This window comes from Nostoc sp. PCC 7524 (assembly GCF_000316645.1).
Lineage (GTDB): Bacteria > Cyanobacteriota > Cyanobacteriia > Cyanobacteriales > Nostocaceae > Trichormus.
In genome coordinates, this window is sequence record NC_019684.1 from 5,803,326 (window position 1) to 5,828,906 (window position 25,581).

Here is a 25,581-nt window from a genome sequence, read left to right on the forward strand (position 1 = left end):
ATTAATAGACAAGGTACAGGCAGCACACCACCCGCTATGAAAGAAACAAGTCAAACCCTCCTACCTCCTGCCCTTCGGGTGACGCTCATAACGTCGCTACCGCTACACTAGCGCCACTTGCTATATGCCGGGGAACCATCCACGGCAGTTGCTCACCTCCTAGCTGGCAAATACTACTTCGACCAACATCGATGTAGATACCCCATGCTCCATGCCCATTTTCATGCTTGGCGGTGAGACTCGTCTCATCGGGAGTGCCTTGTTTCTTAAGAGATCGCGAGTAATTTGTTACAGTCAGTGCAGAAATTACTATAAAACCGAGCGTACCAGCATCTATCCTAGTAGGAGAGGGTGAGGCTACAAGTCAATACAGCCTAACGGTTCTCAATCAAGGGCAGTATTTGAGCAAGTTCCAGGCTAGCTACTACTATCTCCCCATCCCGGTTTCTTCCTTGTGTATTATCAAACGTGGAAAACTTTGATAATAAACAGCATTAGTAGAGGGAAAGAACCTTAAAATAATCAGGATTTATATTCTCGTACTCGAACCCAACGACTATGCCCCGCCGTCAAGACCTCCAGAAGATATTGTTATTAGGATCTGGCCCTATCGTAATTGGTCAAGCCTGTGAGTTTGACTACTCAGGTACTCAAGCCTGTAAAGCACTACGAGAGGAAGGTTATGAAGTGGTATTGGTGAATTCTAACCCAGCTACCATCATGACCGATCCGGAAACAGCCGATCGCACTTATATTGAACCCCTGACACCAGAATTAGTTGCCAAAGTTATCGCTAAAGAACGTCCAGACGCTTTGTTACCCACAATGGGCGGACAGACAGCCTTAAACATAGCTGTCACCCTGGCGAAAAATGGCGTATTAGATCAATATAATGTTGAATTAATTGGTGCAAAGTTAGAGGCCATTGAGAAAGCTGAAGACCGCAAACTATTCAACGAAGCAATGGCGAAGATAGGGGTGAAAGTTTGCCCCAGTGGTACAGCCTCGTCCTTAGAAGAATCGAAAGCGATCGCTCGTCAAATTGGGACGTATCCTTTAATTATTCGCCCCGCTTTTACAATGGGTGGGACGGGTGGCGGTATTGCTTACAACCAAGAAGAATTTGAGGAAATGGCACAAGTCGGGATTGATGCCAGTCCCGTTTCCCAAATTCTCATTGATCAGTCCCTCCTAGGCTGGAAAGAATACGAATTAGAAGTCATGCGTGATCTCGCTGATAACGTTGTGATTATCTGTTCCATCGAAAACCTTGACCCGATGGGAATTCATACGGGCGATTCCATCACCGTCGCACCAGCCCAAACCCTCACCGATAAAGAATACCAACGGTTGCGGGACATGGCGATTAAAATCATCCGTGAAATTGGTGTAGAAACCGGTGGTTCTAATATCCAATTTGCCGTTAACCCGGTGGATGGAGATGTAGTTGTAATTGAAATGAACCCCCGCGTTTCCCGGAGTTCGGCTTTATCTTCCAAAGCCACGGGTTTCCCAATTGCTAAGATGGCGGCGAAGTTGGCGGTAGGCTACACCTTGGATGAAATTAAAAACGACATCACCAAGAAAACCCCAGCTTCCTTTGAACCAACCATTGATTACGTTGTCACCAAGATCCCCCGCTTCGCCTTTGAAAAGTTCCCCGGTTCCGAACCAGTGCTAACTACCCAAATGAAATCTGTCGGGGAAGCTATGGCGATAGGAAGAACTTTTAATGAATCCTTCCAAAAAGCCTTACGTTCTTTGGAAACTGGCCGCGCCGGTTGGGGTTGCGACAAAGCCGAAAAATTACCCAGTGGTGAACAAATTCGCGCCTTGCTCCGCACGCCTAACCCTGACCGGATTTTTGCTGTGCGTCATGCTTTGCAATTAGGGATTAGCAGCGAGGAAATCTACGAACTTACAGGCATTGACCCTTGGTTCTTAGATAAAATGCAGCAACTGTTAGAGGTGGAAAAATTCCTGAAGCGGACACCTTTGCAACAGTTGACAAAAGAGCAAATGTATGCAATTAAACGTGATGGCTTTAGCGATCGCCAAATTGCCTTTGCTACCAAAACCACGGAAGATGAAGTCCGTGCCTACCGCAAACAGCTAGAAGTCATCCCCGTTTACAAAACTGTAGATACCTGTGCGGCGGAGTTTGAGGCGTTTACACCTTACTATTATTCCACCTACGAAGACGAAACAGAAGTTCTCCCCACTACCAAACCGAAGGTGATGATTTTGGGAGGTGGTCCCAACCGTATCGGCCAAGGAATTGAGTTTGACTATTGTTGCTGTCACGCCGCCTATGCTCTCAAAGGTGCAGGCTATGAGACGATTATGGTCAACTCCAACCCAGAGACAGTTTCTACAGATTACGATACCAGCGATCGCCTTTACTTTGAGCCGTTAACTAAGGAAGATGTCCTCAACATCATCGAAGCGGAAAACCCCCAAGGGATCATCGTTCAATTTGGTGGACAAACACCTTTAAAGTTAGCACTACCACTACAACAAGCACTCAGTAGCCAGGACTCAGCACTCACTACCAAAATTTGGGGAACATCACCTGATTCCATCGACACCGCCGAGGACAGAGAAAGGTTTGAGCAGATTCTCAAACAACTAAATATTGCTCAACCACCCAATGGTATTGCCCGGAGTTATGAAGATGCGTTAATTGTGGCTAAACGCATCGGCTACCCTGTGGTGGTGCGTCCTAGTTACGTGTTAGGTGGAAGGGCGATGGAAATCGTTTACTCCGATGCAGAATTAGAACGTTACATGACCTTTGCGGTACAGGTAGAACCAGATCATCCGATTTTAATTGATAAGTTCTTAGAAAATGCCATCGAAGTTGATGTAGATGCGATCGCCGACCATAGCGGACGAGTCGTGATTGGTGGTATCATGGAACACATCGAACAGGCGGGAATTCACTCAGGAGATTCGGCTTGTTCTCTACCTTCTATATCCCTACCGCCAGCCGTTCTTGATCAAATTCGCACTTGGACTGTACAACTAGCACAGGCACTTTCCGTAGTCGGGTTAATGAATATTCAGTTTGCTGTGGTTGGTGCTAGCAGTTATTCGCCCCAAGTGTACATTTTAGAAGCCAACCCCCGCGCATCTCGGACAGTACCATTTGTGTCTAAAGCTACAGGCGTACCCTTGGCGAAGTTGGCATCTTTAATTATGTCGGGTAAAACCTTAGAAGAACTAAACTTTACCCAAGAAATCATCCCCAAACACATCGCGGTAAAAGAAGCCGTACTGCCCTTTAATAAATTCCCTGGAACTGATACAATATTAGGCCCAGAGATGCGCTCAACTGGTGAGGTAATGGGCATAGATAGCGACTTTGGTCGCGCCTTTGCCAAAGCAGAATTAGGTGCTGGAGAGCGTTTACCACTCACAGGAACAGTGTTTGTCTCCATGAGCGATCGCGATAAAGCCGCCGCCGTTCCTGTAGTGAGAGAATTTATTGACTTAGGCTTCAAAGTCATGGCTACCTTTGGTACACGCCAAGTCCTCTCAGAACACGGCTTGGATGTAGAGCTAGTCCTGAAATTACACGAAGGTCGCCCCCACGTTATCGATGCGATTAAAAATCAGAAAATCCAACTGATTATCAACACACCTTCTGGGGAAGAAGCCCAAACTGATGCTAGATTAATCCGCCGGACAGGTTTAGCCTACAAAATCCCTATCATTACCACTATCGCGGGGGCTAAAGCTACCGTTGCAGCTATCCGTTCTCTCCAAAATACCACTTTGGACGTAAAAGTTATCCAAGAATACTGCTCAAAAGTATAAGCAGGAAAGGGGGCAGGGGAGCAGAGGGGCAGAGGAGAATAAATATTATCTAATCCCCAATCCCCAGTCCCCAGTCCCCAGTCCCCAATCCCCAGTCCCCAATCCCCAGTCCCCAATCCCCTGGAATCTACACAAAGCAGTATTTACAAGGAAAATTAAGTAATTATTATAGAAAAATAATTATGGTTTTTATTGAGATATTTTAACAAATATGAGGAAATAATTACTCTCTGCGGAAACTTCAGTAAACAACCACAGTCAAAAGCAATAGTTCGTCCGCTAGCCACATACGGAACTACTGAGGTACACAAGCCCAAAAAAGAAGATATCCTGCCTGTTGATCAATTAATATGCAACTGGTATCTCAATTTTAGACTTTTTGTACTATTCTATTAGTACATAAGTATCAAAAGAGGTACCTATCTTCTGTCCCCAGAAATTTTTATATGTTTTTTAACTTTTCTTTTCTCATAAATGTTACAATTGTTAACAAAGATTAAATACAAAAATGTTTTTTTCACAACCTTTTCTCTAACCGTAGATACTTGTGCCAGGAAAAAAATAACTGTAACGTCTAGCAGTTAAAGGCCAAGTTGGATTGATATAGCAACGAAAACCATCGGATGTATAGATTGCGAAAATAATTTACCCCAGTTTAACTGGGTAGCATCGGCAAAGAGCATCTATTCAGTTAATGACCCTACCAACAAGTCCATCATTACCAAAGAGTAGCGCCATGAAGACCGCTCAGACAGCCACAGACCTCGTGCGGAGTTACCTGCGTGAGATTGGCCGAGTACCACTCTTAACCCACGAAGAAGAAATTTTTTATGGCAAACAGGTGCAGCGTTCATCCAGCTTGCAGGAAGTGCGGGAGGATTTAGCTAGCAAGTTGGATCGTCAACCAACCTTGGAAGAGTGGGCAAAAGCGGCTGAGTTAGACATAGCAGAACTGAACGAAGCGATCGCAGATGGCGAATTTGCTAAACGCAAGATGGTAGAAGCCAATTTGCGTCTTGTGGTATCCGTTGCCAAAAAGTACATAAAACGCAATGTCGATTTATTAGACTTAATCCAAGAAGGTAGTATTGGGATGCAACGGGGTGTAGAGAAGTTTGACCCCACAAAAGGTTATAGATTTTCCACCTATGCCTATTGGTGGATTCGCCAAGCCATTACACGGGCGATCGCTGAAAAAGCGCGGACTATCCGTCTACCCATTCATATTACTGAGAAACTGAACAAAATTAAAAAAGCACAGCGTCAGCTATCTCAAAGACTAGGACGCGCTCCTTCCGCATCGGAACTAGCTAGTGAATTAGAATTAACACCTAAGCAAGTACGAGAGTATTTAGAAAAAGCTCGTCTACCTTTATCCTTAGATTTGCGCCTAGGGGATAACTATGACACTGAACTAGGAGAAATGCTAGAAGATCCTGGTGCTTCTCCCGAAGAGTTCGTCATGCAATCTTCCCTATCCTATGACCTAGAGCGCCTCATGGAGCAACTCACACCACAACAAAGAGAAGTAATTAAACTTCGCTTTGGTTTAATGGATGGACAAGCTTTAACTCTGGCGAAAATAGGTGAAATTCTCAATATTAGTCGTGAACGAGTGAGACAAATCGAGCGAGAAGCTTTAACTAAGCTGCGTAAATCGAAAGCCAGCATGGATGAGTATTTGGCGAGTTAGTCGAGAAAATCCCCTGTTTGCTGTACGGTTACACTCACTTCCTGTGGCTAAGGAACTTGTTACATTCTTTGACAGGAACACTAATTAAGCTGTTAAGTCAAGTAAACAACAGACCTTAATCTACTAAATTCGTTAACACTACAGTCAGTAGTGGTAGTACAGGAGGTACAAATTGAGTAATCAATCCAATCGAGTTTCAGAATTTTTCAACGGTGAGTCAGAAACCAGTAACTTGTTGTGGCAGTATGTTAAATCATTAAGCCCAGAGACAGTTAACCAACTATCCAAACCTACATCACCGGAAGTATTTCAGGTAATGGAACAGAACATAGTAGGAATGTTGGGAAATCTGCCCTCCGAACACTTTAACGTTACTATTACGACTAATCGGGAAAGCTTAGGACGGTTGTTAGCATCTGCAATGATTAGCGGTTACTTTCTACGGAATGCCGAACAAAGAATGAACTTTGAAATGGTATTGCAAGGATCTGAAAGTCATAATGGCGATGTCGAGTAAAATTTTCATAATTTCGCTCAGACATTCCATAAAAGTTGGGTGAATACTGCTTCACTGACGCTAACATACACATCCAAAATCAGTCTCTTAAGGAATTCTCGCAGCGTACCTTCCTGACTCACTGGCTTCTCAGTCATGCGTTAGCTGCATTAAGTAGAAAAGTCGCGCAAGCTAACGCTGCTTGTTTTTGATTAGTTGATAAATTTAATAAAAACCGTATATTACGCGCTGAAATAAGTTCAAAGCAGTTTATATTGTGAAATAAAGCCAAACTCGGTAGATATTAAATCAATCTACCGAGTTTTGTTGTTAGTTGTTAGTCATTAGTCTTTCTTCCTTGTCTTCCCAATCCCCAATCTCACGAATAGGGAACACCAAAAAATAAATTATTCCCAATTGACGGTTAGTAGGGTGCGTCAGTATGAATAATTTCTTGGTACAGGTAGGTTTTCTCGCACTGACGCACCCTTGTATATTGTTTGATCTGGAAATCCCATAAACTTAATTCTGCACAACTGCTTATGAACGAAACCACCCATCCACCTCATAAAATTATCGGTGTAGCCGTTATTTGGAACGATCAGCAGCAAATTTTAATTGATCGCCGTCGTCAGCAAGGAGTAATGGGCGGTTTATGGGAATTTCCTGGTGGTAAAATCGAGCCTGGCGAAACTGTTGAAGAATGTATTAAAAGGGAAATTTACGAAGAACTAGGAATAGCGATCGCAGTTAAAGATCATCTCATCACTATCGATCACACCTATACTCATTTGCGTGTCACTTTAACAGTGCATCACTGTCGCCTAATTGAAGGTACTCCCCAACCCTTAGAGTGTGATGAGGTGCGCTGGGTAACTCTAGATGAACTAGAACAGTTTGCTTTTCCCGAAGCAAATACCGAGATTATCGTTGCTTTGAAGGGGAGTAGGGAGTGAGGGGAGATGAGGGAGTGAGGGGAGATGAGGAAGTGAGGGAAGCAGAGGAGCAGGGGGGACAATCCAATGCCCAATCCCCAATCCCCAGTCCCCAGTCCCCTATTCCCGTAACAATGTATTAACCGTATTCGGTTAAGTCCGTTAATTTTTTACAATGTTTGCATAGACTGTGATCAAGGGTGTAAGCAAGCTAATGCCTAAAACCGTTGCCGATATAATGAGTCCTGAGCCAATTGTTGTCCGGCCAGACACTCCTCTGCAAGAAGCTATTCAAATTCTGGCAGAACGACGTATTAGTGGACTACCAGTTGTAGATGATGTCGGTAAGTTGCTGGGCATCATCTCAGAAACTGATTTGATGTGGCAAGAAACGGGTGTAACCCCACCGGCTTACATTATGTTTCTGGATAGCGTCATCTATTTAAAGAATCCTGCGGTTTATGAACGCGATTTACACAAGGCTTTAGGACAAATCGTTGGTGAAGTGATGAGCAAAAATCCTGTGACTATCACTCCCGACAAGACTGTAAAACAAGCAGCGCAACTAATGCACGATCGCAATGTTCACCGTTTACCTGTACTCGATAGCATAGGTAAAGTCGTCGGTATTCTTACCCGTGGTGATATCATCCGGGCGATGGCTGCTAGTCAAGATTAATTATTAGTCATTAGTCATTAGTCATTAGTCACAAGAAAAAATGCTTATTTAATCAGCCTGTTAACTATTGGACTATTGCCTCTTGCCTCTTGCCTCTTGCCTTTTTGCAACTTTCAGAAAATAGGGTAATTAAATGAGTATAACTCCTGAGTCCGTAAGACAATCGCTCAGTTCTGAAGATTTGGGCGATCGCTTGCGTGCTGTGAATCAAATCCGTGACTTAGAACCAGCAATTGCTTTTGAATTAGTTCAAGTTGCTATGGTTGATAGCAATTCCCGTGTGCGGTACTCAGCAGTGAGTCAATTCGATACACTCGGCACTCAGGATTTAAATTTATCTTTAGAGTTATTGCGTGGTTTATTAAATGATCCGGAGGCTGATGTACAAGCAGCCGCCGCAGATTGTTTGGGGGCGTTAAAATTACACGCTGCTTTTGAAGATTTGCAGCAGCTTTACAACACAACCTCTGAGTGGCTAGTGCAGTTCAGTATTATTGCCACCCTGGGAGAATTAGGAGATCCGCGATCATTTGAATTACTTACACAAGCACTTGCCTCTAATGTGGAATTAGTGCAAACTGCGGCGATTAGTTCTTTTGGTGAGTTGGGAGATGTTAACGCAGTACCTCTGTTAGCACCCTATGCTACCAACCCCGATTGGCAGATCCGTTATCGAGTTGCACAAGCTTTAGGACGTTTGGGTGGTGCAGAAGCTAAATCTATTTTAGAGACTTTGGCAGATGATGAAGTAGAAGCGATCGCCACTGAAGCCAAAAAATCTTTGCAATCAGTTTAAGTATGAATTTTTGGAGACTGTTCCATCAGAAACAAAGGTTGCAGCCTGATTGCAAATTAGAGAGAATGCTATATCATAAGCAAAAAAATAGATACGGCTAGAAGGTTTGTTTGCAGTTCAGCCGTACCTATTCTTAAGTTATTGTTACTTTCAGCAACTGAAAGTAACTTTTTTTATTTTCCAAAGGCTTACTGAGCCACTTTTTTACGACGATTAGCTGCAAACATCGCTGCACCAACTACGCCTAAACCAAGCATGGTAGCTGGTTCGGGAACGGTAGCAAGGTAAACACCAGAGTAAGTCACCCCAGGAAGTAAGTTACTAGCAATCGCTGCTTCAACAGCAGGTTTGCTACCAATAGCTTGTAAAGTTAACAAACCTTCACCTCCAGATAAATCTCCAGTTGAACTGGTGAAGAATCCTCGGACAGTAACATCAATAGGAGAAAGAGTTGACGTAGGAGTTCCACCCACTACGTAAGATGCAGAAGTCACGGTGAAGGTATTTCCGCCTCCTAAGTCAACAAATGGATTGGTAGCTGTGTCGGCAAGAAAGCTGATAATATTACCGACTGTACCAGATGTAAAAGTAGTAAAACTACCACTGCTAGCTGCAGGGTTAATTGTAAAGGTATTGGGGGCTAAAAAGTTGAGACTATCTCCGTTGTTGGCGAATGATGCCAAGCCATCACCTATCAAGAAAAAACTACCTTTGAGTGCAGCAGCTTGAGCAGAATCAGCAGAGGTGAACACGCCAGCAGCAGCTACGGGTAAAGCAGCTAAAGTTGCAACTGCTGCTTTCAAAAATTGGGGTTTAGAAGCGATCATCATAGACTCCTATCAAATGACTGGGAAATTAGGTTGTGTTTTTTAGTTAAGCAGATGCGGTAAATACCGCGATATGTACTTTATCTGTAAACTTCTATAAAGTACATTTGCGTAAAGATGATTACGTATTTGTAACTGCTTTTAGAATCACACAATTACATGGGAATATGCAAGATTCACCTAGCTGACTTCATCAACTCTTTAATACCAGTAATACTGTTCTTCGTAATATCCCGCCTGTGTATTTTTTTCCTAAGAATGAAAATTATGAACTTTTTCCCAGACAATTGATAGAAGTTCCTGGTGCGAAACAAAAGAACAAATCAAGTTAAAACCTGATGAATAGCCAAGATCATTCACCCAGGTTTAAACACAATAATCGTACTGAAAAGTCATAAGTTTAGCTGCGATGAAGTTGGAACGAAAGATCATTGCAACTTCATCGCGGAGGAAACACAACGTTAGGGACTTCCAATTAAAAAAATCTTCAAAATGTGGGGTGCGTCAGTATGAATAATTTCTTGGTACAGGTAGTTTTTCTCGCACTGACGCACCCTACTAACCGTCAATTTGGAAGAATTGATTTCTTGGTTTTCCCTTATTTATAGCAGTAGCCATATAGATTAGGACATCCAACAATCCTAAAACCTTTACAATGAAAGGCTTTCAATTCTGTCACCTGTCACCTGTCACCTGTCACCTGCTATACCTGTGAGCAGCTAATTTTTTATTTCTACGACGGCGAGAAATACCTATTGCCGCACCCACTAACCCTAAACCAGTTAATGTAGCTGGCTCAGGAACCGTAGTAGTAAAAACACCACCAGAAAAACTGAGGTAGCCAGTTGAAGCACCACTTGTCAGTAGGGTATTTAGATCATCGACAGTAGTATTTAGTGCTTGGAAAGTAAATATTCCAGAGCCTTGAGTTTCTTCTCCAGTGGAGCTGGTAAAGAACCCATTTAGCCCTACATTAATAGCAACGTTTGCACCAAGTTGTAATAGTTCATAGCTTGCAGATGTCAACGTAAAGGTATTGACTCCATCTATCAAAGAGCTAGTGTCATCTCCAGGCATAACTACACCGTTGGCGGGCAGGTTGCCAAAGTCAAACAATGGCACGGTAGTAGATAAACTAGGATTAAAAATGATTTCGTCAGCGATGTTGGCTGAGTTGAAAGCTGTAAAACTTCCTGTCTGGCTACTAAGAATAATTGGTGTAATTGGCTGAGGGGAGAATTTTAATGAATCTTGTGTGAATTCAACTAGGCTAGACGCTCCTGCGGGAACACTAAAACCACCATTAAAATGAAAACTACCTGTAAGTGCTGCTGCTTTGGCAGAACTTGCAGATACCATAAATCCGATAGCAGCCAACGGTAATAATGCTAGAGTCGCAATAGATCCTTTTAAAACTTTGAACTGAGAAACAACCATCTTAGACTCCTATACCAATGTCGGATCACTAAGTCATTTTTTTGGTGTTCAGTAAATGCTTAAATGCTGGCTTTACTATACGTTTCTTACTTTACTGATAGAAAAACCTAAAGTACATTTACGTATAGTTAATATGTCCTTAATACTGTAAATTAGGTTCACATAAAAAAATAAAGATCAGCAATCCTCCCATTGATAGAGATAAGGAGTATTGCTATTAAGTTGACTTTATAAAATCTTTACTTATATAAAATTTTTCTCAAATAAAAATTGCAACATAATCAAAAAAGTGGTACACAACATACTTTTTACCTAAATATTGCAATCATCTTAGTCAAGATTCCTTATATATTAAGCATCCATAAAATGAAATAACTACCCTTAGATAGAGAAAATAACTGAAAAAATATCCTTTTCTGCAAACATAAATTCACACAAAAATCACAAATTCCTTCATCACATAAACTTCGTCACAGACGAACTAAATTACACCTAGTGTCACAACACCAACTATAGGGCTAGTATTTGATTTCTGAAAAAACTCCGTACATCCGAAGAGACATAAAATCAAAGGTAGTGTTTCTAATGAACCACTCAAACATCCACTTTAAATGAAAGAATGTTGGAATGAAAGCACAAAAACGCGCCGTGGGTTTTTGCTTGTAACCAAATATCTTCAATAGGATTTTGTGATGATTCTTTATGTCCTCGTACCTTAGAAGTCTTTGAGAACATATGTATTAATGGTGTAATTATCCTCTGCTCTACAGCATTTACACCACTTTTTAGTGTAAAGGTATCCAAAAATGTCCAATATTTATCTCAAAAATAGAACCTTAGTTCTATTTTTGTTAGGATTAGAAATATAAAACCCTTGAAACCAGTGAGTTTCAAGGGTTTTAGGGAGATGCCAGGAACCAGACTTGAACTGGTGACACGAGGATTTTCAGTCCTCTGCTCTACCGACTGAGCTATCCCGGCTTGGGCTTTTTCTTTGCCACGATTAATTAATGTAGCAAACTTAAAATCATTTGGCAAGTGTTTGCACAAAAAAAAATTTATGCCGATTTCCAACGCCATTTTCTCCAGGTGAATACAGCCACAAATAAGAGAAACTGGACAAGCACGATACTGGGACCAGAGGCTAAGTTGAAAGTACCCGATACGACAATACCTGCAATGCTGCTGGTAGAACCAACTATCATTGATATACAAAGAAAAAAGCTGAAGTGGTGACTCATTAATTTGGCTGTAGAAGCAGGTATGACTAAAAAAGCGTTAACAAGCAAAACACCCACGGCTTTAATAGCCACAGCCACAGCTAGTGAAAGCAACACTACAAACCCATAGCGGTAAAATAGAACCGGAACACCTTGAACTTTGGCCACATCCAAGTTCAGTGTCAACAAAATTTGCTGTCGTAGGGTTGATAGTAAAAAAATGCTACTGCCTACAAGCAAAAGTAGTGTCAAAATCAAGTCTGTGGTATCAATAGCAAGAATATCACCAAACAAGACACGCATCAGGTTGCCGCGATACCCTGGGATGAGGCTAGTTAAAATTATACCGATCGCTAATGCTCCTGAAAGAATAATGCTGAGTACGTTATCACTCCCTAAATCAGTTTTATCAATCACGTAAAGGACAATCACACCAAAAACTAAAGTAAAAGGCAACAGCATCCAAGTAGGATTTAACTGTAGCAGCACTCCCAAAGCTACGCCTACCAAAGCTGCATGGCTAACAGCATGGCTGAAAAATGATAACTGGCGCAAAATCACGAAACTGCCAAGTAATCCCCCCAATATGCCCATCAACACCGCACCTGCGATCGCACGCTGCATAAAGGGGAATTGCAACAAACTAACCAAATCAGAACTACTGGTTACACCTAACCAATTTATCTGATGAGCATAGATTGAGTACATAAAATTAGTTTTTACAATTTTTAATAGTCAATATAGAGTATATAATTATTTATGTTTCTCATTCTAGAAACATATTTTTATACAAAAAATCAAAGTATTGTTCACAGTTTTTCATCACACTAATTTGAGTTCAATTAACCATAATGATTCAATCTGATGTCAGATGGAGTATAGATATCGATAGTAGTCTTGTGCAACCATTACCGGATGAGGTGATCACTACTGAAAAAGCCCAGCGCATGGCAGATTTTTTTAGCTTTTTAGGGGATGCAAATCGGCTGCGAATTCTCTCTTTTTTAGCCAAAAAAGAACTGTGTGTTGGCGATTTAGCCACATTACTAGATATGAGTGAATCTGCGGTTTCCCATCAGTTACGCAATTTACGGGCTATGCGTTTAGTGAGTTACCGCAAACAAGGTCGGAATGTGTTTTATCGCTTGCATGATAACCATATTTTCCATCTTTATCAGGCTGTAGCTGAACACTTAGATGAAAAAGATGAATAATCAAGTTGGCAAAATATTTAGTGGCGATGCTGGTAACGGCTAAATCCGGGACCGTATGTTGCTAAGAGATTTTGAGGCGAAAGAGCAACTTCTGGCTGCCCAGTACAAACAACGGTTTGGTTCAGGCACAGGACGCGATCGCAGTGGCGGCTTACCATGTCAATATCATGGGAAACTTGTAATACAGTCCAACCCTCTTCTCGCTTCAACTCATTAAGTAAAGTATAAAAATCTGCTGCACCTTGCATATCAACTCCAGCAAAAGCTTCATCTAATAGCAATAGTTTTCTACGCATCACCAAACAGTAAGCCAGCAACACACGCTTCAGTTGTCCACCACTCAGAGTCCCTATAGCTTGATTTTGTAAATGATAGGTATCAGTTCGTCGTAAAGCTTCTGTGACAGCTGCTGATTTTTTTCGGTTTTGACTATGTATTCTCGATAAAAATGAATAATTCTTTTGATCTTGAGGTACCCATCCCAGTCCTACCAACTCTTTCACAGAAATAGGAAAACTGCGATCAAAAATAAAATTTTGTGCCATGTAACCTAAAAGGTGGCGTAAACTTCCTAGCCTAGTCATGGGACGACCAAAAATTTCAATCCTACCGCTACTGCGAGGAATCAAATCTAAAACTGCTTTTACCAAAGTGCTTTTACCTGCACCATTTGGGCCTACTATAGCTGTATCAGTTCCTGGCATGATTTCAAAAGAAACATCCCGAACAGCTAAATAACTACCTTGATAAACAGTTAATCCCTCAACTTTGAGAATTGGCGATGTCATTTTCCTGGGTAATTAATTGATAATTGCTTAATCCACGCTATCTTGAATTGGTAGTTGCTGCGGCGTGGTTTCTACCACGAACAATTGGTGAATCTCAAGGGTAATTGGGAATTTATCACCACTACTTACAAGCCGTTTCTAGAGTTTGTAAGTTGGCTCTCATCGTCTTGAAATAATATTGTGGATCTTGTTCGCCAGTTTCCAAAGTATCTAGTGAACGCAAGGTTAAATTCAAGTCTTGGGATAGACTGGTGAGTAATTTGTTGTCTACTCCTGGTTCGCTAAACAAAGCTTTCACATTGTACTTTCTGACTGCCTTGATGGTATTTTGTACATCTACTGGAGACAGCTGATCTTCAGGAATTTGTACTACAGCTACTTGTTTGAGGTTATAACGTTGAGCTAGATATGGATAGGCATCATGAAAGGTAACAAAGGTGCAGTTAGGAGTTTTTTGTAATGTCTGCTGAAATTCGTTATTAAGATTTTCTAATTCTTTAATATAAGCAGCCGCATTGGCTTCATAGATAGCTTTATTTGCTGGGTCAGCAGCCATTAACCCATCACGAATGTTTGTTACTTGCTGTTTTGCCAATACAGGATCTAACCAAACATGGGGATTACCTTCAGCATGGTCATGATCATGATCGTGGTCTTTTTCCCCTTTTGTCGCCTTAACAACTGGTGAAATTTCATCTATGGGTTTAATGTCAGCACTGGCATTAATTTCTTTTAATTTAGGATTTTGGGCGTTTTTGACGGTATCTGCCAGAAATTCCTCTAAGCCCAACCCATTTTTGACTAGCACATCAGCTTGAGCGATCGCTTTCACATTTTCGGGTGTCGCTTGATATTCATGTACATCCACGTTTGGAGGTATTAAAACTTCTACGTCTGCTGCATCCCCAGCTACCGCTTTAGTAAACAAATACATGGGTAAAATTGTTGCCAATACTTTGGTCTTCGGCTCTTGTACTGATGGCTTAGAAGTAGTTTCTTGGGCTGTTGGTAGCTGTTGAGCAGTTGTTCCCTGGTTGGTGTTCGTTTGGTTACAACCAACCGTCACTGACACCATTAGCAAAGTCATTAAGGACAGAAGCCCATTTTGTAGTCTACCTGTTGTAAGTCCGATACGAGTCCAAATCACTGTTTCCCCCTGAAAGGATGCTGACGCTGCTGTTGTCACGATAATGAGTCTTATTATACAGTAAATTATAATAATTATCATTCTCATAAAATTGAGCAAACCCTGTTGTCAATAACCTCACAAAAGGTTTGCAGACAGTGCTGGACTTGTTTTTTCAGCTAAATGATTAACAAATGATCAATTCTTGATTCTTAAATTATCAATGAATTATGAATTGTTGATTTTTACTGTTACAAAATTTGCTCAGTGCTGCTAATATCTTGAGAATACTTTTTCAGAAGTATAGATGCTCACAAGAGATTGGTAGTAGTATTACCAAGCTAAAAGAAGTGTGAGGTAAGTGTGAGGGAAAAAAATGCAAAATTCATGGAAGTATTTGCTCGCTAGCCCGATATTTTGCAGTATTATGCTGTTTTTCGGTAATACTGCCTTTGCAGAAGAAGTATCTGCTAATGCAGAACTAAATTCAACATCAAGCGTAGGTAGTCCAGAGGTTAAACCTGAAATTAAGTCTCAAAATCAGGTATTGGCGCAAGTGACATCCGTGTCACAATTATCGGATGTCCAACCTACAGACTGGGCATTCCAAGCATTGCAATCATTGGTAGAAAGATACGGTTGTATCGCAGGCTATCCCAATCAGACATATCGCGGTAATCGAGCTTTAACCAGATATGAGTTTGCGGCTGGTTTGAATGCTTGTCTTGATCGGGTTAACGAATTAATTGCTACTGCCACCGGTGATTTAGTTACAAAAGAAGACTTAGCAAAACTGCAAAAGCTACAAGAAGATTTTTCCGCAGAACTAGCGACGCTCAGGGGAAGAGTAGACGCATTAGAAGCACGCACCAGTGAGTTAGAAGCCAATCAATTTTCCACCACAACTAAACTCCAAGGGCAAGTGGTAGCTGTGGTAAGTGATGTGTTGTCAAATGATCGCGTTGAGAATCAAGACATCACTGACAAGAATACAAGCCTGGGATTTAGGGCGCGTGTGGAACTGGTGACTAGCTTCACAGGCCAAGATACACTCTTCACCAGAATCCAATCTAACAACATTGTCAACCCGAACATTAATACTACAGAAGGCAAACTGTTTTTCGCTAGTGGAAATACTGGTGCAGAAGCTAACACCAACACTTTTATAGATACCATTTGGTATAGATTTCCTCTAGGTAAGAAAACACAAGTAATTGCCATTGGTACAGGAGGTGCAGCAGATGACTTGACCAGCACTGTAAACCTATTTGACGGTGATGGGGCTTTTGGTGCTTTGTCTACCTTTGGTACGCGCAACCCAATCTATGGTCAGATCGGTGGTGCTGGTCTAGGAGTCACTCATCAATTCAGTGATAGACTTGCTCTCAGTTTAGGCTATTTGACTGGTACAGCTAATGATCCCGCACCTGGGGCTGGCTTATTTGATGGTGCTTACGGCGCATTGGCACAGCTGACTGTGAAACCCAGCGATCGCATTACTGTAGGGTTAACATATCTCAACTCCTACAAACAGCCACTATTGGCAGGTAGTAATGCTGCAACCTTTCAAAATTTAGCAGCATCCCAAGAACTAGAAGATATAGCATTTTCTAGCAATTCCTACGGTGTTCAAGCATCTATCGGTATCAGTGATAAATTAGTCTTAGGTGGTTGGGCTGGCTACACAACAAGCCGCACCTTAACAGGCGATCGTGGAGATATTGATATCTGGAACTATGCCGTTACCCTCGGCTTCCCCGACCTTGGTAAAAAAGGTAATTTAGGCGGCATCATCGTCGGCATGGAACCAAAAGTGACAAGTTCTAGTGTTACTGGATTAAGCAAAGATAGAGATACATCCTTACATCTAGAAGCCTTCTATCAATACAAAGTCAGTGATAATATCACCATCACACCCGGAGTTATCTGGCTAACAGCACCAAACCATAACAATGACAATAATGATGTGGTAATTGGTGCGTTGAGAACTACGTTTAGTTTCTAAGTTTCCAAATCTTGCTCAAAAGGCGCAAAGTTGTTCTTTGCGTCTTTTTTTGACATCAAAGCAAAATTAAAACCCAGTAAATAAATATACTGGGTTAAAAACTTTAATATAAACCTACATTAAGAAATCAAGAACTAAACTTTTGATTTGCGTTTCATAAATGAACCAGCACTCACAGCACCGAAAGCCAATAAGCCGAACATAAAATTGGGTTCAGGAACAGTTGCAGGTTCAGTGACACCAATTAATTCTCCTACTGTATTACGAGTTCGGAAGATGGTGTACTTGTTGTTTTGAGCAGTTCCTCGTGCTGGACTACCAGATGTAGTAGTATTCAGGAACTGGGCGTTGGCACTAATTCCAGCAATCTGACCCCAAGGACGGCCACCGCCACTTACGTTATTTCCGCGAGTCAAGGAATCAACCCAAGAGTCAGCCGCATTCGCCGTTTGAATTTCTCCACCCAATTCTCCGTTTTTGGGTACATTGCCTTCAAAGCGATCACCAGGAGCTAAGAAACCTTGGTCACGTTCAGCAAGCGGTACTGGGCGAGAGAAGGGGTTGGCGTTGGAGGAGATGATGAATTCCCAATCAGTTGCCTTACTCAAAAGGGTTGAACCATTACTAAAAGCAAATTGACCTACCCACATCTCGTCAACACTTTGATCATCCCAGACAACCATGTATAAGTAATCTTTGGAATCTACCTGAAAATTCCAAGTTTCTGGGCGAGACCAATTATACAATCCTTCGCTACCCTTGCTTCCTAGTTCGTTACGGCCAACAAAATTTAGGGAGTTACCGTTTTTATCTCCATAGAATAATCCATAGTGATTATCTGCGGTAACAGTTGCAGTTCCTTGCAAAGTTACCGCCATTGCTTGACCTATACCAGTCATAGCTAAACCAACACTGAGTAATGTTCCAGTCAAAAAGCTTGTCAAGAGGTTAGAAGACATTGATTTATCTTTTGGGGTATTTGTTACCTATAGCTTGACATCTCATACTGATATTTGTGTAGTAGAAAGCAATGATTTTTACTTAAAAATATATTTAGACTGATTAACTTCAAGATAAGATAAAGTCTTTGAAGATAAAGGGTTTTATGATGTAATTTTGATTGAATTTTTCAGTATATATAGCTAGCTGATTTATATGCAAAGTATCATTTTTTTTGAGAATGAAAAAATTGCTAAGTAAAATCTACTATTTTCAAGCCCCATCAAGAGGAAAAAGACCAAATTTATAGTAAATTTGACGGAATTACAAAGTAGAAAAGGTAGAGATTACTGAACTTATCTCATAAAAACCTCCGGGAAACCGCATCCCCTCATGGGTGCGGAGAGATAGAAGCGTCGATTGAGCAGGTTTAAATACCCCCAAAGGCAATAGCCATTCTCGTAATAGGAAAGAAGGGAGTAGGGATTTAGGGAGTATTTTATGCGCCAGCGCAGGCTATACCAAGAAAAATGAGTAATAAAAAATCAGTGTTTTAGGCAAGGCTAAAAAAAGACCAGCCTCCCACAGCTGGTCTCCGAAATATTCATTCGCGTTGTCTTCTCAATAGAGTCAAAACCCAGTTGCGCTTTCCCAAAATGCAACGGGCAACTTTTCTTAACAATATTGTAACAGCCAACACAGTTTTTTAGAAAAAATTTACTAAAAAAAGATATGCCCCAAACAAATTAGCCTCTATCTTTCAGAATATTTTAAAAATGCCATGAGGGGGAGAAATAAATTTTACAGATTACCTGATGCTAATTGCTGATGGTTAATACTAAGCCTTCACTGCTAAGTAGTGCATTAGGGAAAATAGATTTTACTTCCTTCTGTACCTTGTCGAGAAAATCATCATAGTCATCTGGGTGATGATGAGAAATAATTAACTGTTTTGCATTCGCCGTCTGAGCCATTTCTACGGCTATTTGCCAAAGAGAATCAGCACAATCATGATCATGTGATGTGGGTGGGGTGTAAGTGGCGTTAGCAATGAGTAAATCTACACCTTGAATAATTTGTAGAATATCCTCTCGCTCTATTTGATCTGCACGGTTACTTAAATCTGTAATATACGCAACATTGTAGTTTTGCCAGCTGACTCGATAGCCAATTGAGCGTTGAGTTTGATTAATCAGTGCTGTTGTAATTGTGACTTCATCTAACTTGACTTCGCTGCTAGGAGTTAGATGGTAAAATTGCAATTCAGACTGCATGACCTGTAGGGGATAGGGAAAATGTGGTTGGAGCATTTGGTCACACAGACATTGTTTGATGGATGCTCCATTGGAAGCAGCCGCACCATAAATATGAAACGAATTTTCTGCAATAAATGCAGGTGCAAAAAAGGGAAAACCCTGAATCCGATTCGACTGGGAATTGGTAAAAAATAAATGGGCTTCTAGTGGCTGTTGCAAGTGCTGCCAAGTTTTACCCAGGAGGCGTAAACCAGTACCGCCATCAAAAATCAAGTTTTTACCAGCTACGTGTATTTCTACACAAGCGGTATTACCACCATAACGACTGGTATGGCTACCTGGGGTGGGAATCAAACCCCTGACACCCCAAAATCTCACGGCAAAATCACCCGCTAAATTACTGGGTGATTTTGCTGACTTTTCAGTAAGGTAGATCTGGGAACCTGACAGATCAAGATTGGACATTTTCTTTCACTTTAGATCTTAGCGAGCAGGTCATCGTAGTATCGCACTTCTAAAAGTCGGTTGTGTTCGTCCACAATGACTACCGTAGGAGTGTAACTTTTGATCTCCTCCGGAGTTAACTGCCCGTAAGTCATTATAATCACGCGATCGCCGATCATGCCTAGACGGGCGGCAGCCCCATTTAATTCAATAATTCCGGAATTGGCTGGTGCTGGTATTGCATAAGTAATGAACCGCTCACCATTAGCATTATTCACTACTTGCACTTGCTCATATGGTAAGATGCCAGCTTTTTCTAACAAGACTTTATCGATGCTGATACTACCCACATAGTTGATGTTTGCTCCTGTGAGAGTGCAATTGTGAATTTTTGCTAAAAGGAGGGTACGCTGCATTTCGGTTTCAGGTTATGTGGCAACAAGTACAAGTCTTGAGTGTTGAGTGCTGAGTCATGAGTGCTGAATCATGAGTTTTAAGTCCTAAGTAATCAATAAGCACAGGCTTGCGCCTCGATACGCTAAGGGTACTTGGTACAGGCTCAACGCCTCGCTTCTGCTAACAGCACTCGGTACTCAGCACTAATTAGGACTTTTCACTTTTTACTTTAGTCTTACCCATTAGCGATCGCCCACTATCCCTTATAAGCTTTTATTGACTTTTCAACTAGGGGTGCTACCTTGTCAACATTCTGCCAACCGAGAATTTCAGTTACTTTTTTCTCCAGATTCTTATAACTGCGGAAAAATTCAGCAATTTCATCTAAACGGTGTGGTGCTATATCTTGCAAGGATTTTACGTGAGTGTAGCGGGGATCTTTGTCTGGTACACACAGAATTTTTTCATCGCGATCGCCACCATCAACCATTTCCAAAAAACCAATTGGTCTAGCAGGAATGATACAACCAGGGAAAGTTGGCTCATCCATAATTACCATACCATCTAGGGGATCGCCATCATCCGCCAAAGTATTAGGGATAAAACCATAATCGTAGGGGTATTTTACCGAAGAATATAGTACCCGGTCTAGAGCAAATGCTTCTAGCTCTTTGTCAAATTCGTATTTGTTTTTACTGCCACCTGCAATTTCGATCAAGACATTGATCACACCGGGTTTTGGCTGGGCTGGAATACGGGATAAGTCCACAAAAAATTCCTCTCTATAGTTTCACTCAAAATTTATTGGGGACATACTCCCCGTGTAAAATTTTATGGCCAAGATGGACTTCTTCCAAAGTATTTCATCTGAACTCTATACCAGTGCTACTAATTACACATGAATATAGAAAAATCAAGTGTAATGCAACGCTTGTGTATTCTTTATCCCTGACGTTGCTGATAAAAAAGCGTTGCGATATTGATCGCGACGCTTACCATTAGCAGTTTTTCACTACTTCCCTCTCCCTGAGAAGGCATTTCCCCTTAATTAACAAAAATCACTAAATCTTTGTGTAGAACGCAGATTTAGCTCATCGCTGTTGATTTACATCTAAAAATGCTGGCTCAATATTTGCTTTCTCCATTTTTTGGAACTTTATGCTGCTGAAATCTCACATTCATGTGTGTGTTTGTTGTCTATCGCTCACCTCTCGGAAGTTCGTATGTCATGGGTTGCTGACTGTTTGGAACGTCGGTTGAATAGTGGGCAATGACAAACACAGGTAGCGTTAGAGTAACTACAGCTATCAATGTTCCCAGAATGTCTGCCAAACGATGGGAATACGTGTCGGGAGGGTTGGCAGACTGGCTATCTGAATTCATACAGAATTGGAGTTAATCACAATTGATTGTTAGGTTTACTCTCTTGTGGAGAGTTTCAATACTATTTTAGCTATTTTCTATTGTCAAATGTGTAGCCGTCAAAAACATGAACCAGTTTGGCAAGTGTCATAATTGTACATTTCCACTAGGTAATTTTGATACAAGCTTGTAAATTAACCTTTTTAGCTGAATTGCGTCACTAATTTGTTAAGGTTTATTGGCAAAATGGGCTATCTTCTTATGTTAAGAAAAGATTAAAGTAAATACTACTTCAGTGATATTTTTTATCTGTTAGAAGATTAATGAGCTATCTTGATGATGTTGCCTTGATAATATTTATATCTCCCAAATACTCTGTCTGAGGTCTTTTTAGGGATTGATGATATCAGGATAATGAGCAAAATACCGAAATTTTGCTGAAATAGATAAGTTTTTTTAGCGGTCGAATAAGAACCCTTATAAATACATTCCAATCTCAGAAAAAATGAATTAGCGCGATTTTTATAAGCAGAAAATTACCCGCATAAATACAGATATAATCCCCATATTTACTAATAATGAGTCAGTAATCACACCACAAAATTATTTAAAAATCACAATAGAAAATTTTAGGTAGTATTACTGCAATTTTGTCAATCTATACATAGGTATAGTAAAAATACTTCTGGCGGTTGACGAGGTATGGGGCGATGTAGCGTGTGTGGAAGCAGAGGAGCAGAGGAAGTAGATAAAATATACCTATTGAGGAGAAAACCGCCACTATAGGGCGGTTTGTTTAAGCAATCGGAGGGTAATTTCTAGACTACTCTTCTCACTGGAGGGTTGTTGTAGCAGAGCTTGCACTTGCTTTTGGTGGGATGTTCACGACAAACTACTGTCTACCATAGGCGCTGATGGGTTCTTTAATAAAACGAATATATAAATGTTTAAACGTAGACTTGATGACTCTGGGCATAGCAAAGTCAATCGGCATTAACTTGTCTGGAAGTTGCCAATCTGTAATTTTTAATAAATCAGGATGTAAGTTGGGAAACTCAATTGCAGCCAGTTCTGGACAAACTCCCAACCTTTGTGAAGCGGCAACAGTGGGGACTTGATGCGGTGCTACGTTGAGAATTTCTACCATTGCTCTATCTAGGGCGAAAACATCTGATGCTGCGGCTAATATGCCCAAAGGACGAGGTTCACCCCCACTGGGGCCATTGCCTTCATGACCGATGATGCCATCTAAAATGGTTAAGTCTGGATTAATTGCCCTAGCCGTTTCGACTAACATTTCACCAAAACGGTTGGCATCTTTGCCGGCTTCCATATGCCACCATGCTTTCATTTTGCCGGGAACGCAACCAAAGAGGTTTTTAACTCCCAACGTTAAGGTTAACTGAGCATGGGACTTGACTTTAGGTAGGTTAATCACTACATCTGCATCTATAGCTTCTTTACTGATTAGTAGGTGATTAAAATTTTCGCTCACGGTTTGGTAACGCTGCCCGTGAAACTCAATGATAGGAAGATTTAATTCTTGGATGATGGGCTGATAACCATTAGCTATAGCTACACCTTTAGCACTACCAAAAGCCGGACTATCTCCCAAAAATGGTTTGCCACCTGCGGTAATTACCATTTTAGCAACGGCATAAACTAATTCAGCACGGGTAGTACACTCTTTGGTGGGACGCGCACCGGTGAGTAAATTGGGTTTGAGTAAGACACGTTGCCCTGGTTTGACAAAGGCTGCCATTCCCCCAAAAGGTTCTAGCAGGGTAACTAAAGATTCCCGTAAAGTATCTTGTTCGTAAGAATTAGCCCGAATGAGGCTGACAGAGGGTTTTTGATTTTGCATGGGTGTTGATGGTGAGTGGAGATGATGAGGGGGATGTAGCTTGCTTCTGTTACGAAGGCGTAAGCCTACCCGTAGGGTGGAGGACAAGGGAGATGAGGCAGGAGGAAAATAACTTATACCCAATACCCACTCCCCAGTCCCCAGTCCCTAATTCCCAGTCCCTACAATATTGCTCATCTGTTCTAGATTTAACACAGTAGCTAGTTCTGCTTCACTCATTAGCCCTTTTTCTAAAACAATCTGCCTTAGAGATTTCCCGGTTTCTAAGGATTCTTTGGCGACGGCGGCGGCGTTTAAATAACCAATATGGGTGTTAAGTGCAGTGACTAAAGCTAAACTGCCTTCAGCGTAGGCTAAACAACGTTCCTGATTTGCGGTAATTCCCTCTATGCAGCGTTCTGTGAGGGCGGCGATGGTATTACCAAGAATTTCGATACTGTGAATCAGGTTATAGGCAATTAACGGCATCATGACGTTTAATTCTAATTGTCCGGCTTGGGCGGCAAGAGCGATCGCATTGTCGTAACCCATTACCTGAAAACACACCATTGATGTCATCTCTGCCATGACGGGGTTATATTTACCTGGCATAATCGAGGAACCGGGTTGCACTGGGGGCAATTGAATTTCCTTCAAACCAGTTTTTGGCCCGGAATCCATCAACCGTAAATCATGGGAAATTTTGGCTAAATCCTGAGCTAAGTTACGTAATGCGCCAGAAACATTGACAAATGGGGCCATACTCTGCATTGCTGCCATCAAATGGGGTGCAGGTTGTAGAGGTGATTCTAGTAATTCTGAGAGAACTTCTACCACACGGGCGCGATATTGAGGATGGGTATTTAATCCCGTACCAGCAGCACTACCTCCCAAACCCAACACCATTAAGTCCCCGGAGGCTGTGTAAATGCGGTTTTGGTGTTCTGATAAAATTTGCGCCCAAGCTCGGAAATTTTCACCTAAGCGTACGGGTACAGCATCTTGTAAATGGGTTCTGCCAGATTTAACGATATCTTGAAATTCTACAGCTTTGTTTTCTAAGGCAGCGATCGCTTTTTCTAAGGCTGGATGCAATGTCCTCGCTAATGCTAACAAGCCACCGATTCGGATTGCTGTGGGAATTACGTCGTTGGTAGACTGCCCATAGTTAACATGATCGTTGGGACTAACCAGTTTGTAATTCCCCTTCTCTTCACCCAGAATTTCTAAAGCCCGATTTGCTAAGACTTCGTTAACGTTCATGTGGTGCGAAGTCCCCGCACCAGCTTGGTAGACATCAACAACAAACTGATCGCGTAACTTCCCAGTTAATATTTCATCAGTGGCTTGTACAATGGCTTGGCTAATATCTTGGGGAATGCAGCCTAGTTCACCATTCACAATAGCTGTAGCTTTTTTAATCAAAACACAGGCATCTACGTAAGTAGACAAAGGCTTAATTCCACTAATTGGGAAGTTTTCGATTGCTCTGAGTGTTTGGATACCGTAATAAACATCACTAGCAATTTGGCGATCGCCCATTGAATCGCGTTCAATCCGAAAATCTCTATTTTCAGTCACGTTGCTTTGCTCCGAATTCAAAATTAAAAATGCCAAATTCAAAATTAACAATCTGCATAAAGAATATGACTATTGACTATATTTATGACAGTTGCGTAGCTATGTCAAATAAGCTGATCTAAGCTAACTTGTTATTAAAGATGAGTAGGAGAATATTATGATTAAAACACCAACTCAACCTATAACTTTAGAAGAATTTCTCAAATTACCAGAAACTAAACCAGCAAGTGAATATATCGATGGTGAAATCATTCAAAAACCTATACCTCAAGGTAAACATAGCAGATTACAGTTGCAATTAGCTAATGCAGTTAATCAAGTAGCAGAACCGAGAAAAATAGCACTAGCCTTGCCAGAATTACGTTGTACTTTTGGTGGACGTTCTACTGTTCCGGATATTGCAGTATTTGCGTGGCAGAGAATTACTGTAGATGAAAACGGAAATATTGCCAATGTGTTCAATACATATCCAGATTGGACAATTGAAATTCTATCTCCTGAACAAAGTACAACTAAAGTTACCAGAAATATTTTACATTGTTTAAATCATGGAACTAGCTTAGGTTGGTTAATTGATCCACAAGAAAGTGGTGTTTTGGTGTATCCACTCCATCAACAACCAATATATTTAGAAAACGAACAAGATATATTGCCTGTACCAGATTTAGTTAGGGATTTACATTTGACATTAGGGCAATTATTTGATTGGTTGAAATTATAAACAA

General features: G+C 41.3%; 21 protein-coding genes, 1 tRNA gene and 1 pseudogene. 9 read left to right on the top strand and 14 right to left on the bottom strand.

Annotated elements, in window-relative coordinates; genetic code table 11:
- Window positions 1-558: 558 nt before the first annotated feature.
- The 6 genes from carB to nblB all read left to right on the top strand — a co-directional run bounded on the left by carB (window position 559) and on the right by nblB (window position 8,418).
- Entirely contained in the window at window positions 559-3,819 is a 3,261-nt protein-coding gene (carB, locus tag NOS7524_RS23675; protein ID WP_015141007.1) for a carbamoyl-phosphate synthase large subunit, read from the top strand.
- Window positions 3,820-4,555: 736 nt separating this feature from the next.
- Complete coding sequence (locus tag NOS7524_RS23680; protein WP_015141008.1) at window positions 4,556-5,512, top strand: RNA polymerase sigma factor, RpoD/SigA family; 957 nt, start codon at window positions 4,556-4,558, stop codon at window positions 5,510-5,512.
- A 172-nt stretch (window positions 5,513-5,684) separates the two neighbouring features.
- Window positions 5,685-6,029, top strand: coding sequence for a DUF760 domain-containing protein (locus NOS7524_RS23685; protein ID WP_015141009.1), 345 nt, complete (start codon window positions 5,685-5,687; stop codon window positions 6,027-6,029).
- 521 nt (window positions 6,030-6,550) lie between these two features.
- A complete protein-coding gene (gene mutT / locus NOS7524_RS23690) occupies window positions 6,551-6,964 on the top strand; it encodes an 8-oxo-dGTP diphosphatase MutT (protein WP_015141010.1) in 414 nt (137 codons plus the stop codon).
- Window positions 6,965-7,157: 193 nt separating this feature from the next.
- Window positions 7,158-7,622, top strand: a complete 465-nt coding sequence (locus tag NOS7524_RS23695; protein ID WP_015141011.1) for a CBS domain-containing protein — start codon at window positions 7,158-7,160, stop codon at window positions 7,620-7,622.
- A 133-nt stretch (window positions 7,623-7,755) separates the two neighbouring features.
- Window positions 7,756-8,418: a phycobilisome degradation protein NblB gene (gene nblB, locus NOS7524_RS23700; protein ID WP_015141012.1), complete on the top strand. Its 663-nt coding sequence runs from the start codon at window positions 7,756-7,758 to the stop codon at window positions 8,416-8,418.
- Between the two features lie 188 nt (window positions 8,419-8,606).
- Here nblB and NOS7524_RS23705 read toward each other — a convergent pair whose 3' ends face one another.
- From NOS7524_RS23705 to NOS7524_RS23720, 5 genes and pseudogenes are all read right to left on the bottom strand, one after another.
- Window positions 8,607-9,248: a PEP-CTERM sorting domain-containing protein gene (locus tag NOS7524_RS23705; protein WP_083882633.1), complete on the bottom strand. Its 642-nt coding sequence runs from the start codon at window positions 9,246-9,248 to the stop codon at window positions 8,607-8,609.
- A gap of 693 nt (window positions 9,249-9,941) precedes the next feature.
- Entirely contained in the window at window positions 9,942-10,682 is a 741-nt protein-coding gene (locus NOS7524_RS23710; protein ID WP_015141014.1) for a PEP-CTERM sorting domain-containing protein, read from the bottom strand.
- A 518-nt stretch (window positions 10,683-11,200) separates the two neighbouring features.
- A pseudogene (locus NOS7524_RS29695) lies at window positions 11,201-11,372 on the bottom strand (IS630 family transposase); the annotation flags it as partial.
- 218 nt (window positions 11,373-11,590) lie between these two features.
- Window positions 11,591-11,663 (bottom strand) — tRNA-Phe (locus tag NOS7524_RS23715).
- Between the two features lie 77 nt (window positions 11,664-11,740).
- A complete protein-coding gene (locus tag NOS7524_RS23720) occupies window positions 11,741-12,610 on the bottom strand; it encodes a metal ABC transporter permease (protein ID WP_015141015.1) in 870 nt (289 codons plus the stop codon).
- A gap of 143 nt (window positions 12,611-12,753) precedes the next feature.
- On the opposite strand from NOS7524_RS23720, the gene NOS7524_RS23725 reads away from it, so the two are divergent.
- Complete coding sequence (locus NOS7524_RS23725; RefSeq protein WP_015141016.1) at window positions 12,754-13,116, top strand: ArsR/SmtB family transcription factor; 363 nt, start codon at window positions 12,754-12,756, stop codon at window positions 13,114-13,116.
- 17 nt (window positions 13,117-13,133) lie between these two features.
- Here NOS7524_RS23725 and NOS7524_RS23730 read toward each other — a convergent pair whose 3' ends face one another.
- Together NOS7524_RS23730 and NOS7524_RS23735 are read right to left on the bottom strand one after the other, a co-directional pair.
- The gene (locus NOS7524_RS23730) at window positions 13,134-13,904 is read right to left on the bottom strand and encodes a metal ABC transporter ATP-binding protein (RefSeq protein ID WP_015141017.1); all 771 of its coding nucleotides are present in this window, start codon (window positions 13,902-13,904) and stop codon (window positions 13,134-13,136) included.
- Window positions 13,905-14,025: 121 nt separating this feature from the next.
- A complete protein-coding gene (locus tag NOS7524_RS23735; protein ID WP_041555932.1) occupies window positions 14,026-15,051 on the bottom strand; it encodes a metal ABC transporter substrate-binding protein in 1,026 nt (341 codons plus the stop codon).
- Between the two features lie 355 nt (window positions 15,052-15,406).
- Here NOS7524_RS23735 and NOS7524_RS23740 point away from each other — a divergent pair, with 355 nt between their 5' ends.
- Window positions 15,407-17,035, top strand: a complete 1,629-nt coding sequence (locus NOS7524_RS23740) for an iron uptake porin (RefSeq protein WP_015141019.1) — start codon at window positions 15,407-15,409, stop codon at window positions 17,033-17,035.
- Window positions 17,036-17,169: 134 nt separating this feature from the next.
- Here NOS7524_RS23740 and NOS7524_RS23745 read toward each other — a convergent pair whose 3' ends face one another.
- From NOS7524_RS23745 to NOS7524_RS23770, 7 genes are all read right to left on the bottom strand, one after another.
- Window positions 17,170-17,994, bottom strand: a complete 825-nt coding sequence (locus NOS7524_RS23745) for a hypothetical protein (RefSeq protein WP_015141020.1) — start codon at window positions 17,992-17,994, stop codon at window positions 17,170-17,172.
- Window positions 17,995-18,792: 798 nt separating this feature from the next.
- The gene (locus NOS7524_RS23750; protein ID WP_015141021.1) at window positions 18,793-19,695 is read right to left on the bottom strand and encodes an MBL fold metallo-hydrolase; all 903 of its coding nucleotides are present in this window, start codon (window positions 19,693-19,695) and stop codon (window positions 18,793-18,795) included.
- A gap of 11 nt (window positions 19,696-19,706) precedes the next feature.
- On the bottom strand, window positions 19,707-20,090 hold the full coding sequence (gene panD / locus NOS7524_RS23755; protein WP_015141022.1) for an aspartate 1-decarboxylase: 384 nt from the start codon (window positions 20,088-20,090) through the stop codon (window positions 19,707-19,709).
- Between the two features lie 236 nt (window positions 20,091-20,326).
- Window positions 20,327-20,839, bottom strand: a complete 513-nt coding sequence (locus NOS7524_RS23760) for an inorganic diphosphatase (RefSeq protein WP_015141023.1) — start codon at window positions 20,837-20,839, stop codon at window positions 20,327-20,329.
- A gap of 428 nt (window positions 20,840-21,267) precedes the next feature.
- A complete protein-coding gene (locus NOS7524_RS28935; RefSeq protein WP_015141024.1) occupies window positions 21,268-21,453 on the bottom strand; it encodes a hypothetical protein in 186 nt (61 codons plus the stop codon).
- A gap of 871 nt (window positions 21,454-22,324) precedes the next feature.
- A complete protein-coding gene (locus NOS7524_RS23765) occupies window positions 22,325-23,296 on the bottom strand; it encodes a DUF362 domain-containing protein (protein ID WP_015141025.1) in 972 nt (323 codons plus the stop codon).
- 147 nt (window positions 23,297-23,443) lie between these two features.
- Window positions 23,444-24,856, bottom strand: coding sequence for an aspartate ammonia-lyase (locus NOS7524_RS23770; protein WP_015141026.1), 1,413 nt, complete (start codon window positions 24,854-24,856; stop codon window positions 23,444-23,446).
- A 157-nt stretch (window positions 24,857-25,013) separates the two neighbouring features.
- Here NOS7524_RS23770 and NOS7524_RS23775 point away from each other — a divergent pair, with 157 nt between their 5' ends.
- On the top strand, window positions 25,014-25,577 hold the full coding sequence (locus NOS7524_RS23775) for a Uma2 family endonuclease (protein ID WP_015141027.1): 564 nt from the start codon (window positions 25,014-25,016) through the stop codon (window positions 25,575-25,577).
- Window positions 25,578-25,581: the final 4 nt, after the last annotated feature.

Coding starts and splice junctions, on each gene's coding strand:
- carB (WP_015141007.1), top strand. CDS start 559: ATGCCCCGCCGTCAAGACCTCCAGAAGATATTGTTATTAGGATCTGGC.
- NOS7524_RS23680 (WP_015141008.1), top strand. CDS start 4,556: ATGAAGACCGCTCAGACAGCCACAGACCTCGTGCGGAGTTACCTGCGT.
- mutT (WP_015141010.1), top strand. CDS start 6,551: ATGAACGAAACCACCCATCCACCTCATAAAATTATCGGTGTAGCCGTT.
- NOS7524_RS23695 (WP_015141011.1), top strand. CDS start 7,158: ATGCCTAAAACCGTTGCCGATATAATGAGTCCTGAGCCAATTGTTGTC.
- nblB (WP_015141012.1), top strand. CDS start 7,756: ATGAGTATAACTCCTGAGTCCGTAAGACAATCGCTCAGTTCTGAAGAT.
- NOS7524_RS23705 (WP_083882633.1), bottom strand. CDS start 9,248: ATGATGATCGCTTCTAAACCCCAATTTTTGAAAGCAGCAGTTGCAACT.
- NOS7524_RS23710 (WP_015141014.1), bottom strand. CDS start 10,682: ATGGTTGTTTCTCAGTTCAAAGTTTTAAAAGGATCTATTGCGACTCTA.
- NOS7524_RS23720 (WP_015141015.1), bottom strand. CDS start 12,610: ATGTACTCAATCTATGCTCATCAGATAAATTGGTTAGGTGTAACCAGT.
- NOS7524_RS23725 (WP_015141016.1), top strand. CDS start 12,754: ATGATTCAATCTGATGTCAGATGGAGTATAGATATCGATAGTAGTCTT.
- NOS7524_RS23730 (WP_015141017.1), bottom strand. CDS start 13,904: ATGACATCGCCAATTCTCAAAGTTGAGGGATTAACTGTTTATCAAGGT.
- NOS7524_RS23740 (WP_015141019.1), top strand. CDS start 15,407: ATGCAAAATTCATGGAAGTATTTGCTCGCTAGCCCGATATTTTGCAGT.
- NOS7524_RS23745 (WP_015141020.1), bottom strand. CDS start 17,994: ATGTCTTCTAACCTCTTGACAAGCTTTTTGACTGGAACATTACTCAGT.
- NOS7524_RS23750 (WP_015141021.1), bottom strand. CDS start 19,695: ATGTCCAATCTTGATCTGTCAGGTTCCCAGATCTACCTTACTGAAAAG.
- panD (WP_015141022.1), bottom strand. CDS start 20,090: ATGCAGCGTACCCTCCTTTTAGCAAAAATTCACAATTGCACTCTCACA.
- NOS7524_RS28935 (WP_015141024.1), bottom strand. CDS start 21,453: ATGAATTCAGATAGCCAGTCTGCCAACCCTCCCGACACGTATTCCCAT.
- NOS7524_RS23765 (WP_015141025.1), bottom strand. CDS start 23,296: ATGCAAAATCAAAAACCCTCTGTCAGCCTCATTCGGGCTAATTCTTAC.
- NOS7524_RS23775 (WP_015141027.1), top strand. CDS start 25,014: ATGATTAAAACACCAACTCAACCTATAACTTTAGAAGAATTTCTCAAA.